Origin of the sequence: Cellulomonas soli (genome assembly GCF_052036975.1) — a bacterium.
Classification (GTDB): domain Bacteria; phylum Actinomycetota; class Actinomycetes; order Actinomycetales; family Cellulomonadaceae; genus Cellulomonas; species Cellulomonas soli_A.
In genome coordinates this window covers 1-13105 of sequence record NZ_JBQIAR010000025.1, presented here as the reverse complement: position 1 = coordinate 13105, position 13105 = coordinate 1, and the positions used below count along the sequence as shown (strand labels likewise).

The window sequence follows — 13105 nt, the reverse complement described above, 5'->3', positions numbered from 1 at the left end:
TTGATGCCGGTGGGGGTGCCGGTGAGGGTGTCGACGAACCCGGTGGGGTCCTGGTTGCGGACCGTGACGGTGCGGCACCCCAGGGAGCGGTCGACGCCCGGCGCCGGCTTCTTGGCCGTGACGCACACCTGGTGGTCGCCCAGCCCTGCGGGCACGTGGGTCGAGAAGCCGTGGTTGGGGCCAGATCCGAAGATCTGGTCGATGTCGGGCCGGGACGTGTTGGCGCTGACGGTCGTGGGGGAACCGTCGACCGTCACCACGACCGGGACGGACGTCGAGAACGAGTCCGGGTCGAACGCCCAACCGGTCAGGGTGATGCCGGTGACGTCGGTGGTGACGCTGTCGAGAATCGCCGCGACCGGGTGGGGCACGACGACGCTGCGGCAACCGAGGACCGTCGGTGAGGCCGCACCGACGTCGTCGAGTGCGGTGATGCACACGCTCTGCGCGCCGGGCGGCGCCGTGATGGCCACCGAGTAACCGTGCAGGGCGCCTCGGCCGTAGGCCGCGTCCACGTCGGGCCGCGAGCCGCTCGCCGTGGCACGGACGCTGGTGCCTGCCACGCTCGCCTCGACGGCGATCGACGCGTTCGTGTCGGGATCGATGGCCCATCCGGTGACAGTGACGGTCTGCCCCAGGACGTCGACGGAGTCGACGAAACCGAAGGGTGAGCCGCCCGTGGGCGACCCGAACCAGTCGGAGAAGTAGTTCCAGAAGTTCCGGTTGCCGTACGACGAGCACGCGTCGCCGACGCCGTACCCCGCGGCGAGCGCGGCCGGGTTGGGCTGGTATGGCGTGTAGTTGTAGAGGCCGGCCGTCGCCTGGTTACGGATGGTGACGGCGGACGAGCCGCACGCCAGGTTCGGGTGGTACCGCACGGCGACGGTGCCGACGCGGTGGGCGTACTTGGTCGGGTTCTGCGCGTAGTTCTGGAACTGCGACGCCGCCGAGTACACCTGGTTGAAGAAGCCGTAGTACAGCGAGTCGCACGCTGCCGTGTCAGGGCAGCCGTAGCCCATCGCCTTCTGGTAGGTCGAGGCCGGCTTGCCCGTCGACGCCGTGACGAGTCCTTGCTCCTTCTGGAGCGTGACGATCAGCACCCGCGGGTTGATCCCGCAGGCGCTGGCGACCTTGCTGATGATGGTCGCGGCCGATTCGCCTGCCCCGCCGTTGTACTGCGCGCACCGGGTGGTGGCGGCACGGGTCGCGGTGTTCTCGGAGTAGTTCTTGAGGCAGGTGTTCCCCGCGGCGGGAACGCACGCGGCACCCTTGACGTCGAGGAACGACTGGATCTGCGCGGCGTTCATGGCGCCGGCGTTGAAGAAGACGGCGTCGCTGATGATGTAGCCCGGGTCGAACCGTGACAGGTCGGCCGCGTCGGAGCGGTCCGCGGAGACGACCACCAGCGCGGCGCCGAGGCCGACAAGCGTCAGGAGTCCGGCGGCGAGCCTGAGCAGCGTCCCGGTGACCCCGGAGGCGGTCGGCCTCATCGGGTCACCTCGACGGGGGCGGTCTCGGAGGTGCCGGTCGCGGTCGGCGAGTCGTACGTGACGGTGGCGAGCCACGTCCCGGAGGTCAGCTCGTCCCCAGCGACGCCGAGGTCGCCGCAGCTCGTCGTGGAGACGTCGGGGGCCACGCTCGAGGTCGCCGTCACCGTCCGGCCGTCCTGCGAGAGGATGAGCGTGCAGGTTCCGTCCGACTCCACGACATTGGCGTACGCCCCGACCGAGACCCGCGCCGTGCCGGGGTCCCAGGCGGCGAAGGACAGGACGACCTCGGCGGCGGCACGACCGTCGACGGTTGCCGTCGGGGTCGAGACCGGGGCGGGGCCGTCGGTGTCAGCGGTCGCCCCGCCGGTCGAGGCGACAGGTGTCTGCGCGGCGGGGGTCGCGCGCGGAGTCTCGTCCGGCCGGCCGGCGTCAGCTGCGGGTGCGGTCTCGCTGCACGCGCCGAGGAGGCCGGCGGCGGCGAGCGCGAGGGCGACCCACGCGGGGGCTGTGCGGGGCTTCATGATGACCTCGGGCGCGGCGTGACGGGGAGGACTGGCGTGGACGACGGTACCTGCCAAGGACGCTGGGCGGGGTGGCCGCCCAGCGTGTCGGCGGCGCCGGCGGGCGGTTGGGGCGGCTATGTCGGAAGTGTCAGCCGCGCGGGGACAGCACGTCGGTGATGCGCTCGGTCGTCACGAGCCGGTCCAGGCGAGCAGGATCGGCTGCGAGCTCGTCGGCGACGGGTGGCGAGAGCAGGACAACGGACCCGTCCGCCGCCAGGATCGAGGCGACCCGGACCACGAGCGTGTCGAGAGGGGTGTCCTCGTGGTCGGCGAACAGGAGCGCACGCGCCGGGCGGGGGGCACCGAGCGGTCCGGCGAGGAGCTCCGCGTACGTCGACTGGCCCCGAGGTCCCGTCAGGGCGAGCGCGTCGAGCTGGAGAGGGGCGACCGGACCGATGGTGTCGCCGTACGTCATGACCGCCGAGGCGGCGTCGACCGCCCCGCCGGGAAGCTCGCCCTCGTACCGCCGCGCGAGCGCAGGCAGCGAGACGACGACGAGCTCGTCGGCGTGCGGGTGTGCGTGCGGGGCGCAGGTGACGACGATGTCCGGGTCGCCACCGGGCAGGGGGGCGAGCACCACGCAGGCCCCCACACGCCACACCGCGAACGCCCACACGACGGTCCGCCAGTGCCCCGGCAGGTCGAGCAGCACACGGGTGCCGGGCCCGGCGTCGAACTCCTCGACGAGCAGGTTCGCGGTCTTGTTGACCCAGTTCTCCAGCACCGCACCGGACAGCTCGATGCGCTCGCCGTCTGGTCCGTACCAGGTGATCCGCGGGCGTCCGGGCTCACGGGTCAAGTTCGTCAGGAGGCTGCCGATGGTGGGGGTGGGCACGGTCACAGCGTAGGTGCGACACGCCCGGGCGGAACGTCTTCACGAGACTCGCCCGACAAATCCGGGCATTTAGCACACCCCCGCTTGACGGCTCGGAACGACACGCGTGTAATTCCTTAGAACGGATTCATGCAAGTGCGAGCACCACGACGCGACCCGGTCGCTGCCGAGCCTTGACCGAGCTGAACCAGCACTGACGAGCACTGACCCGCACGGAGGCACGCATGTGGAACCTGCTCGATGACGACGAGGGCATCCCCTCCGACGTCCTGACGGCCGCACCGGCGCAGCCGTCGAACGTCCTGGCGCTCTTCGGCACGCCCGAGGACGACGGGCCCATGGGGTGGCAGGAGCGCTCGCTGTGCGCGCAGACCGACCCCGAGGCGTTCTTCCCGGAGAAGGGCGGCTCGACCCGCGAGGCGAAGAAGGTCTGCACGTCGTGCGACGTGCGCGCCGAGTGCCTCGAGTACGCCCTGGCCAACGACGAGCGCTTCGGCATCTGGGGCGGTCTGTCGGAGCGGGAGCGCCGCAAGCTCAAGCGACGTGTCGTCTGAGAGGCGTGACCGCCACCCGGTTGTGCTTCACCGTCCGCTGCACGGCATGATGGCAGGCGGATGACCGACGCGACGTATCCCGCTCCTGCTTCGTGGGCGGCAGGCCCCCCGACGACGAGCTCGTCGCTCCCGGTGGTGACCCCGGTGACGGCTGTGGTCGTCACGCGTGGCGTCACCCACTACCTGCCGACGACGCTCGGGGCGGTGGCCGCACAGACGCGGCACCCGCTGCGCGTGGTCCTCGTGGACGTCGCACCGACCTCCGGCGCCGACCTCGACCGGTTGCTCGCGAGCACCTTCACCGCGGACCCGGGTGGGCAGGGTCCCGCGCTGCGGATCGTGCACGCCCCGGGTGCTCGCACGTTCGGCGAGGCGGTGCGGGCAGCGCTGGCGGACGCGCCCGCTGGCGAGGTGCCGACCGGGTGGCTGTGGCTCCTGCACGACGACAGCGCGCCGGCGCCGACCGCCCTGGCCGAGCTGGTCCGGGCCGTCGGTCAGGCGCCTTCGGTGGGTGTCGCCGGCGTCAAGCAGCGCACGTGGACGTCGCCCGAGCGCCTGCTCGAGGTCGGCCTGCGCACTTCGCGCTCGGGCCGGCGCATGACCGATGTCGAACCCGGTGAGCTCGACCAGGGGCAGCACGACGGACGCGAGGACGTGCTGGGCGTCGGGCTCGCCGGTGCTCTCGTGCGCCGTGACGTGTGGGATGCGCTGGGCGGCACCGACCCCGCGCTGGGCCCGTTCGGCGACGGGCTGGACCTGTCCCGGCGCGCCCGGCTCGCCGGGCACCGTGTCGTGGTGGTGCCCGCCGCGGTGGTCCGGCACGCCCAGGCCGGCTACCTGGGGCTGCGCGCGCGGGCGGACCAGGGCGTGCCGGTCGCCGCCGGACCCACCGGTGGGCCCGGGCCGGACCTCCTGGTGCTCGAGGCGGACCTCGACGGGGACGGCGAGGCCGACGCCGCCGACCCTCGCCGCTCGTTCGCCGCGCGCCGCCGTGCCCTGCTGCACCAGCGGTTGGTGACGGCGCCGCTCGCGCTGGTCCCCGTGGTGGCTGTGCTCGCGCTGGCCGCTGCGGTGGTGCGGGCACTGCTGCAGGTCGCCGCGAAGGACGGCCTGCTGGCGCTCGCCGAGCTGCAGGCCCCGCTGGCCGTGCTGGCCCGCCCGAGCGCGCTGCTGCGCGCCCGCGCCCGTGCCCGGCGCACGCGTGCCCTGCCCCGGCGGGCGCTGCGTCCGCTGCAGGCCTCGTGGCGTGACGTGTGGACGCAGTGGCGCGACCGGCGTCTGGCTCGGCTCGAGGCGCGGCGGGTGGTCCGGGCACCGAGCGAGCTGGAGCTGCGTGAGCTGGCGGCCCTGACGACCAGGCGGCGAACGACGCTGGCGACATTGCTCGTCGTGCTGGGCGTGGCCGGTGTCGTGGGCCTGGGTCGGCTCATCGGTCCGGTGCTGGGCGGGGCCGAACTCGTGGGACCGGCGCTGCTGCCTGCCGGTTCCACGCTCGACGAGGTCTGGCAGGCGGCCACCTCGGGGTGGGTCGCCGGTGGGCTGGGTGCCGCCGGCCCCGCCGACGCCCTGCTGACGGCCTTGCTCCCGGCCGTGCTCGTGGCCGGTGGGTCCTTGTCCCGCGTCGTCGCCGTGCTGGTCCTCGGTGCGGTGCTGATCGCGGGTGCGGGTGCCTGGGCGGCCTGCGGTGCCGCGACACGGTCCACGGCGATCCGGTTCTGGGCGGCGCTGGTGTGGGCGGGCGCCCCGGTGCTGCTGCTCGGCGTGGGTGACGGTCGGCTCGGTCTGCTGCTCGCGCACGCCGCGCTGCCGTGGCTCGCCCTCGGTGTGGCCCGCGCACTGGGCGTGCAGCGGGTCGACCAGGTGCTCTCCGGGTTGGAGACCGTCCGGCGCGAGCCCGAACCCGACGAGGCCGAGGTGGCCACGCCCGTGCGGGGGACGCCGGTGGTCGTCGTAGCGCACGACGCACCAACCACCGACCCGGCCGCATCGCCGGACGCGACGTCGACCCAGACCCCTGCCCCGGTGAGCGCGCCGGTGCTGGTGGGCGCACCAGATCCGACCGGTTCGGTGGGAGCCGCCGCAGCGGCGGGGCTTGCTGCCGCGCTCGTGGTCGCAGGTGCGCCGTCGCTGCTGCTGCCCGTGCTCGTCGCGCTCGTCGTCGTCGCGCTGTGTGCGCGCCGAGGCCGCGCCCGGCTGCTGCTGGTCGCGCTGCCGCCCCTCGTGCTGCTGGGTCCCCTGCTCGCCGAGGTCGCCCGCCGCGGGCCGCAGGGCCTGCGGCTGCTGCTCGCGGACCCCGGGCCTGCGGCGGCCACGGCGATGACCTCGGCGGCGCCGGGCGGGACGACCTCGGTCGAGTCTGCGCTCGACGGCGCCGTGGGACGTCTGCTCGGGCTGCCCGGCGACCCCGTCACGCTCGTCCCGGACGGGCTGCCGACCCCTCTGGCCACGTGGTGGCCGATGGCGCTCGGTGCCGTCGTGGTGCTGCTGGCCCTGCTGGCTCTGCTGCGCGGCGCGCCCGTGGCGCGGGCGGTACGCGCCGCCTGGGTCGTCGTCGCACTCGGGCTCGCCACGGCCACGGTCGCCGTGGCCGTCCCCGTCGCGCTCGACGCCGGCGCGGTGGTGCGCGGATCGGCCGGGCCGGGTGTCTCGCTGGCGTGGCTGGGTCTGGTCACGGCCGCCGTGCTGGGCGCGGACCGCCTCCAGGCGAGGATCGCCCGGGCGTCGTTCGGCTGGCGGCAGCCGGTGGTGGCGCTGCTCGCGGCGGTCGCCATGGTCGTCCCGGTGGTGCAGCTGGGCGGGTGGGCGTGGGCGTCGCGCGGCGGCCAGGGCGGGCTGGGCACCGTCGACCGGCCGCTCGTGCAGGCAGTCGCACAGCAGTCCCAGGGGGCACCCGACACGGCGCGGGTGCTCGCGGTGCAGGTGCAGGACGACGGCACCGTCGAGTGGCAGCTGCTGCGCGGTGACGGGCCGCTGCTGGTCGACTCGGCCGCAGCCGTCCAGGCGCGTCAGCTGACCGGAGACCTTCGCTCGCCGAGCGTGAGCGGTGTCGACCAGGCGACGGCGGAGGTCGACTCGTTGGTCGCCCGGCTCGCCACGGGGGCCGGGGGTGGGGACGTCTCCGGGGAGCTCGGGGAGCTCGCCGTGGCGGACGTCCTGGTGCCTCCCGTCGACGAGACCGACCCGACCGGCGCCGCGGCGGCGAGCGGCGTCACCGAGCAGGCTCGTGCCGAGCTCGTCGGGCGGCTCGATGCGACGGCGGGTCTGCAGCGGGTGACCGACAACGAGGCGGGCACGCTGTGGCGGGTGGCAGCGTCCGCCGACGCGCAGCAGGCCGTCGTGTCCTGGGCGCAGATGCTGCCCGGCGGGGCGTCGGGCGCCGGCGCGGGGGAGGCCGTGGTGGCCGTCGCCGCCGATGGGCGCACCGTCGACACGCGCGTCCCCGCCGGCGAGGAGGGGCGTGTTCTGGTGCTCGCCGAGCGTGCCGACGCCCACTGGCGTGCCTGGTTGGACGGCAGTCCGGTGCGCACGGTCGAGGGCGACTGGCGCCAGACGTTCGCGCTGGGTGCTGACGGCGGTCGTCTGGAGGTGCGGTACGTGGCACCGGAACGCACGCCGTGGCTCGTGCTGCAGGCCGTGGTGCTGGGCCTGACGGTGCTGCTCGCGCTGCCGGTGCGCCGCAGGGGAGGTCGACGATGACCGCGGTGTGGCTGGGCAGGACGGTGCGGGCCGTCTCGGGGACCGTGGTGGTCACCGGTGTGGCGGCTGTCGTGCTCGTGGGGATGCGTGCCGACCTCGACGCCGCGGTGGTGCCGGCCGGGGCGGGCGGACGGTCGGTGGCGGTCGCGCCGTCGCCGACGACCCTGGTGTGCCCGGGGCCGGTGATCCTGCCCGAGACCACCGGCACCGGCGACGCGGCGTTCGAGTCGGTCCCGGTCGACCCGATCACGAGCGTGACGGGTGTGAGTGCGGCGGTGGGAGGCGACGGCGCGGCGCAGGGTGCCGTCACGGTCACCGGGCTCGACGGCACCGCGACGGACGTCGACCTTCCGGCGTCGGGCGGCGGTGCGTTCACCGTGGAGGGCCCCGCCGAGGCGACAGTCGTGCGGGCCGAACCGGGGGAGATGTCCGCCCGGGTCGCCGCGGCGACCTCCACGCTCGTCACCGCCGGCGACCTGCGCGGGCTGACGTCGGCCTCGTGCCAGGAGCCGGCCATGGAGTCCTGGCTCGTCGGCGGGTCCACGGGTCTGTCGAGCACGGCCCAGCTGGTGCTGGTCAACGCGGGCACCACACCGGCGGAGGTGCTGCTGCAGGTCTGGGGGCCCGCCGGTGCGGTGGACCTGACCGGTGAGCGCTACCTCGTGGCGCCCGGAGCACAGCATGTCGTGGTGCTCGGCGGGGTCGCCGACGCGCAGCGTGCCCTCGTCGCGCGGGTGCAGGCCACAGGGGGGCAGGTCACCGCGTACGTCCAGGACGCGGCCCTCGACGGGTTCACACCCGCAGGGACCGACCTCGTGGTGCCCGGTGCGGCACCCGCCGACCGGCAGGTCGTCCCCGGCGTTCTGGTGGCCGACTCCCAGATCGGCGATGCGGGTGCGCCGGTCCTCCGCCTGCTGGCTCCTGGCGAGCACGCCACGACCGCGCGGGTGACCCTGCTCGGCGCGGACGGGACGACCACCCTGCCCGGCGTCGAGGACGTCGCGCTCGCTCCGGGCGAGGTGACCGACGTCCCGCTGGGCGGGCTGCCGGCCGGTGCCTGGACCGTCGTGGTCGACGCGGACGAGCCGGTGGTCGCCGCCGCCCAGGTCGCGCGGACCGGCGTGGCCGGCGAGCTCGACGACGTGCCGCGGGTCGACCGTGCGTGGGCCGCGTCGACCCGCAGCAGCGACGACGCGCTCGCCGCACACCCGGCGGGGGTCACGGCCACACTGAGCGTCGGAGCCGTCCCTGACGACCTCGAGGCGGAGACCCCGACGAACGCCACCGTGCGCCTGCTGGGTCAGGGCGGGGAGGTCCTCGTCGAGCGCGCCGTGCGCATGGACGCCGGGACGACCCTCGCCCTGCCCGTGGCCGAGCTGCTCGGCAGCGCGTCCGGCCAGGTGAGCGGCGTCGAGGTCGTCGGCGGTGACGACGGCGTCGCACTGGTGTGGTCGCTCGTGCTGGAGGTGGCCAACCCGGACGGTTTGCTGGTCTCCGTGGTCGCCCCGGTGCCGGCCCGGACGGCGACAGCGGACCTCACGGTCCGTGAGGGGACACGCCTGACCCTGCCGTGAGTGCGGCCAGGTCGCCGCGGCTCAGCGGTGCGCCGCGCGAAGCTCCGACCGCTCGCGCAGGCCGAGGCCCACGGTGACGGCTGCCCGCACCGGCCACTGGTACCAGCGCGCGTACCGGCGGGTCAGGTACCGGCGGGCGCTGGCGTGGTGCGCGCGGATCATCGGTGCGGGCTTGGCCCGCCAGGACGTCCCGCCCACGTGCACCACCTGCGCGGTCGGGACGTACAGGTTCGTCCAGCCGGCACGCCCGAGCCGGTCGCCGAGGTCGACGTCCTCGAAGAACATGAAGTAGCTCTCGTCGAACCCGTTGACCTGGGCGAACGCCTCGCGGCGCAGCAGCAGGCAGGCCCCCGACAGCCACCCGGCAGCGCGCGCACCGCCGATGCTCTCCTGCCGGGCCTGGTAGGCGCGGGTCCACGGGTTGCCCGGCCAGATGCGCGTGAACAGCGCGTGCCCGACACCTTGGCGCAGCGACGGCAGCTCACGGGCGGAGGGGTAGACGGTGCCGTCCTGGTTGAGCAGCGCCGGGCCCAACGACCCTGCCCGGGGGTGCTCCTCACCGGCGGTCAGCAGCGCGTCCAGCGAACCGGGCTGCCAGACCAGGTCGGAGTTCGCGACCACCAGCCAGGGCGTCTGGGCGCCGGCCGCGCCCAGGTTGCCGCCGCCGCCGTACCCGAGGTTGGTGGGCGAGACGACCAGCTGCGCACCGACGCGCTCGGCGACGGCCTCGGCCACCGTGTGGTCGTCGCCGTTGTCGACGATCACCAGCTCGACGGGGGCCGTGCTCGCCCGTCGGAGGCTGGTCGCGAACTCCTCGAGCTCCTCGCCGGGGTGGTAGACGACGCACACGACACGGACCGAGGCGGGGGAGGGGCTGCTCATCGTGGCGACAGGTTATCGGCCCTCGTGACCCTCCGAGTAGTCCGGGTCGATGTCCTCCGGTGAACGGCCGAGCATGTGCGCGACCTGCTCGACGACCACGTCGCGCACCAGCTCGGCCAGGTCGGCGGGGTCGCCCGCGCGCGACTCGACCGGCCGCCGGTAGAGCACGATCCGGGCCGGAAGCCCGGCGTCGGCGGGGAAGTAGCGACCCAACGGAACCCCGCCGTGCTCCCACGGAGCGGGGTCGGAGGGCGGCACGTCCTCCACCGCGAACTCCGTGCCGTCCAGCTGCCGTGACCAGCGCCGCTCGAGCGCCTCGACCGCGTCGAGCACCAGGTCGTCGAACCGTTCGGCGCGCGTGCGGTAGGCGGGGAGCGTGGAGGGCAGCAGCGGGCCTCGGGGGCCGCGACCACGACGGTCGCGACGGCGCACGGGCTGCGGGGCCGCCGGGGCTGCCCCCGACAGCGCCTGGCGACGGACGGGCCGGCGGTGCTGCGGCGCTCCGGCTGTGCTCACCTCAGCACTGTAGACCGGCGGCGGAGCGCGGCGAGGTGGTGCGCGCGGGGGTGGGGCGGCGTGGGAACGACCCCGAGCACCCGCGAGAGGGTACGGTCACCGGTGTGAGATCTGTCCGGCAGTGCTCGCGCACCGCGTGCGGCCGTGCGGCCGTCGCCACGCTGACGTACGTGTACGCCGACTCGACGGCCGTCCTGGGACCGCTGGCGCACAACGCCGAGCCGCACTCCTACGACCTGTGCCCGGTCCATGCCGAGCGGCTGACCGCCCCCCGCGGGTGGGAGGTCGTCCGGCTGACTCCCGAGTTCACGCCGACCGAGCCGAGCCGCGACGACCTGCTCGCCCTGGCCGACGCGGTGCGGGAGGCCGGGCGCTCCTCGGCGCCGGCACCTGCCGCGGCGGTGCCGGACGAGGTGGCCGAGGCATTGGCGCAGGCGCCCCGCCGGGCGCACCTGCGGGTCCTGCGCGGCGACGGCTGACATGGTCGCAGGGGGCGAAGGCGGGCAGGGTCCCGGCCAGGGAAACGGGCAGGGGACCGGCCGCCCGGGGCGAGGGACCGGTCGCACCGGCCGTGGCCGCGCGCCGCGGGACCTGCCTGCACTCGGTTCGATGAGCCGGACCCAGCCGTCGGCGGACGAGACCGGTCACCTGTGCGTGCAGTGCGGTGCGCCCACCAGCACCCGCATCCGGTTGGCGCTGCCGGACGGCCGCCCGGCGTTGTTCGTCTCGTGCGAGCAGTGCGAGCGGACCAGCTGGTACGAGATCGGTGGTGACGGCGCACCCCTGACCCGCACCGAGATCCTCGGGTCCACCCAACCCTGACCTACGATTCCCGCGTGACCCCAGACGTGCCGCGGGCGGACCCGCGCGCCCCCGCCCCGGACGACGGCGCCTCTCGAGGTGTTCCTGGAGCCGTTCCTGAGCAGCCCGACCCGGCCTCGGTGCGGGCGAGCGCACTGCGTCTGCTGGTCGACCTGGGTCACATCCGCCCGGTGACGCTCGTGCTCGAGTCGGACGCCGTGACGGCTGATGCCGTGCAGGCCGCGCTGGGCACCGTGGCGGGGTTCGCGGCGCCGCCGGTCGAGCTCGTGCTGCTGCCGACCCCGGGCGACGGGGACACCGGGGTCGGCGAGAGCCGGCTCGAGCCGGTCGACCGGCGCGATCTGCGCGACCTGGGCGCAGCCGTGCTGCTGCACGGCGCGGACCTGGGCGTGGCGGTCGACCCGTCGACCGGGTGGTGCGCCGTCGTCGACGAGCGGGGTGAGCCGGTGAGTCCGTCCGTGACCGCCGCGGTCGTCGGGTTGCGCGAGGTGACCCGCGAGCGGCAGGCCGGGCGGACGCCGACGGTCGTGCACAGCCTGCTCACGTCGCACGCGGTGCCGGACCTGCTGGGTGCCGCCGGTGCCCGGACGGTGCCGGCCCCCGCCGCCGGTTCGGCTGTCGCTGCGCAGGTGACCGCGCGCGACGCGGTCTACGGTGCCGACCACGACGGGCATCACGTCTTCCGGGCGGTCCCCGCCGCGGACGGCGCCCTCCTGGCAGCCCTGCACGTGCTGGCGGCGGTCGGGGAGCAGGAGCACCCGCTGTCGACGGTGGCCGAGCTCTACCAGCCGTACGTGAGCAGCGGCGAGATCACGTCCCGCGTGGGCGACGTCGCCGCGGCCCGCGCGCGGGTCGTCCAGGCGTACGTGGAGCAGCGTGGGGGTGGACCGGTGGACGTCGACGAGCTCGACGGTCTGACGGTCTCGCACTGGGGCGGCCACCCGCAGTGGTCGTTCAGCCTGCGCACCTCCACCGCCGAGTCGCTGGTACGGCTCACCGTGGAGGCCGCGGACGAGGACATGATGGTCAAGGTGCGCGACGACGTGCTCGCGCTCGTACGGTCCGACGAGGAGAACTGATGGGTGACACCGCTGCGGCCCCCGGGCTCGAGCCCTGGGCGCGGGACCTGCTGCGCTGCCCGGTGACGGGCGCCACGCTCGTCGACGGCACGGGACCGGACGGGGGGCCCGAGCTCGTCTCGACCGACCCGGACAACCCGCTGGCCTACCCCGTCCGCGACGGCATCCCGGTGCTGCTCGCCGACGAGGCCCGTCCCGTGAAGGCCCGCTGATGGCTCACGGCGGAGGCAACCGCGCCATCATCGCGGCACTGGCCGCGAACCTGGGCATCGCGGTGACGAAGTTCGTCGCCTACCTGCTCACGCAGTCCAGCTCGATGCTGGCCGAGTCGGTGCACTCGCTGGCGGACTCCGGCAACCAGCTGCTGCTGCTGGTCGGCGGTCGCCGGGCGACCCGCGAGGCGGACGAGAAGCACCCGTTCGGCTACGGGCGTGAGCGCTACATCTACGCGTTCATCGTCTCCATCGTCCTGTTCACCGTCGGTGGCCTGTTCGCGCTGTACGAGGCGTGGCACAAGTGGGAGGACCCGCACCCGATCGAGGGTCGGTGGTGGTGGGTGCCGCTCGTGGTGCTCGTCGTGGCGATCGGGCTCGAGTCGTACTCGTTCCGCACCGCGATCCACGAGTCGAACCTGGTCCGTGGCAAGCGTTCGTGGCCGCAGTTCGTGCGCACCGCCAAGGCTCCTGAGCTGCCCGTCGTGCTGCTCGAGGACGCCGGTGCGCTCGTCGGCCTGGTGCTCGCCCTGTTCGGGGTGTCGTTGACCCTGCTCACCGAGGACGGCCGCTGGGACGCTGTCGGCACCGCCGGGATCGGTCTGCTGCTCGTCGTCATCGCGGTCGTGCTGGCCGTCGAGACCAAGTCGCTGCTGCTGGGCGAGTCCGCCACCGCGGACGACGTGCGGGCCGTCGAGGCCGCCCTGGTCGGTGCCGGTGTCGCCTCGGTCATCCACCTGCGCACCCTGCACCTGGGCCCCGAGGAGCTGCTCGTCGCGGCCAAGGTCGAGGTCGAGGCGGACGACGACGCGGCGTCTGTCTCTTATACACATCTCGCAGGGGATAGTCAGATGACGCTGCCGACGACTCCGCGAGAGTGTA

General features: G+C 74.5%; 12 protein-coding genes and 1 pseudogene. 8 read left to right on the top strand and 5 right to left on the bottom strand.

All coding sequences use genetic code 11. The features are described from left to right. The 3 genes and pseudogenes from ACTHAM_RS17255 to ACTHAM_RS17245 form a co-directional block, all read right to left on the bottom strand. A pseudogene (locus ACTHAM_RS17255) lies at positions 1 to 1490 on the bottom strand (hypothetical protein); the annotation flags it as partial. Then, entirely contained in the window at positions 1487 to 2011 is a 525-nt protein-coding gene (locus tag ACTHAM_RS17250; RefSeq protein ID WP_440689742.1) for a hypothetical protein, read from the bottom strand. The gene ACTHAM_RS17250 and the pseudogene ACTHAM_RS17255, both read right to left, overlap by 4 nt. 130 nt (positions 2012 to 2141) lie before the next feature. Next, on the bottom strand, positions 2142 to 2888 hold the full coding sequence (locus ACTHAM_RS17245) for a TIGR03089 family protein (protein ID WP_440689740.1): 747 nt from the start codon (positions 2886 to 2888) through the stop codon (positions 2142 to 2144). Between the two features lie 224 nt (positions 2889 to 3112). Here ACTHAM_RS17245 and ACTHAM_RS17240 point away from each other — a divergent pair, with 224 nt between their 5' ends. The 3 genes from ACTHAM_RS17240 (at position 3113) to ACTHAM_RS17230 (ending at position 8712) form a co-directional block, all read left to right on the top strand. Then, entirely contained in the window at positions 3113 to 3442 is a 330-nt protein-coding gene (locus ACTHAM_RS17240; protein WP_440689738.1) for a WhiB family transcriptional regulator, read from the top strand. A 144-nt stretch (positions 3443 to 3586) separates the two neighbouring features. Beyond that, positions 3587 to 7138 carry a glycosyltransferase gene (locus tag ACTHAM_RS17235; RefSeq protein ID WP_440689736.1) on the top strand — a complete coding sequence of 1184 codons (3552 nt, stop codon included), beginning with the start codon at positions 3587 to 3589 and terminating at the stop codon, positions 7136 to 7138. Beyond that, positions 7135 to 8712 carry a DUF5719 family protein gene (locus ACTHAM_RS17230; RefSeq protein WP_440689735.1) on the top strand — a complete coding sequence of 526 codons (1578 nt, stop codon included), beginning with the start codon at positions 7135 to 7137 and terminating at the stop codon, positions 8710 to 8712. Before ACTHAM_RS17235 ends, ACTHAM_RS17230 begins: the two co-directional genes overlap by 4 nt. A gap of 21 nt (positions 8713 to 8733) precedes the next feature. Here the strand turns inward: ACTHAM_RS17230 and ACTHAM_RS17225 are convergent, their stop codons facing one another. Further along, positions 8734 to 9594: a glycosyltransferase family 2 protein gene (locus ACTHAM_RS17225; protein ID WP_440689733.1), complete on the bottom strand. Its 861-nt coding sequence runs from the start codon at positions 9592 to 9594 to the stop codon at positions 8734 to 8736. A gap of 12 nt (positions 9595 to 9606) precedes the next feature. Further along, the gene (locus ACTHAM_RS17220) at positions 9607 to 10110 is read right to left on the bottom strand and encodes a metallopeptidase family protein (protein ID WP_440689731.1); all 504 of its coding nucleotides are present in this window, start codon (positions 10108 to 10110) and stop codon (positions 9607 to 9609) included. A gap of 104 nt (positions 10111 to 10214) precedes the next feature. Here ACTHAM_RS17220 and ACTHAM_RS17215 point away from each other — a divergent pair, with 104 nt between their 5' ends. The 5 genes from ACTHAM_RS17215 to ACTHAM_RS17195 form a co-directional block, all read left to right on the top strand. Continuing rightward, a complete protein-coding gene (locus ACTHAM_RS17215; RefSeq protein ID WP_440689729.1) occupies positions 10215 to 10589 on the top strand; it encodes a DUF3499 domain-containing protein in 375 nt (124 codons plus the stop codon). Between the two features lie 130 nt (positions 10590 to 10719). Continuing rightward, positions 10720 to 10932 (top strand): hypothetical protein, encoded by a 213-nt coding sequence (locus ACTHAM_RS17210; RefSeq protein ID WP_440689727.1) that lies wholly within the window; start codon positions 10720 to 10722, stop codon positions 10930 to 10932. A 14-nt stretch (positions 10933 to 10946) separates the two neighbouring features. Beyond that, positions 10947 to 12011, top strand: a complete 1065-nt coding sequence (manB, locus tag ACTHAM_RS17205) for a phosphomannomutase/phosphoglucomutase (RefSeq protein ID WP_440689725.1) — start codon at positions 10947 to 10949, stop codon at positions 12009 to 12011. Then, positions 12011 to 12223: a Trm112 family protein gene (locus ACTHAM_RS17200; RefSeq protein ID WP_440689723.1), complete on the top strand. Its 213-nt coding sequence runs from the start codon at positions 12011 to 12013 to the stop codon at positions 12221 to 12223. Before manB ends, ACTHAM_RS17200 begins: the two co-directional genes overlap by 1 nt. Next, a partial coding sequence (locus ACTHAM_RS17195) for a cation diffusion facilitator family transporter (RefSeq protein WP_440689721.1) occupies positions 12223 to 13105 on the top strand: 883 nt, incomplete at its 3' end. The genes ACTHAM_RS17200 and ACTHAM_RS17195, both read left to right, overlap by 1 nt.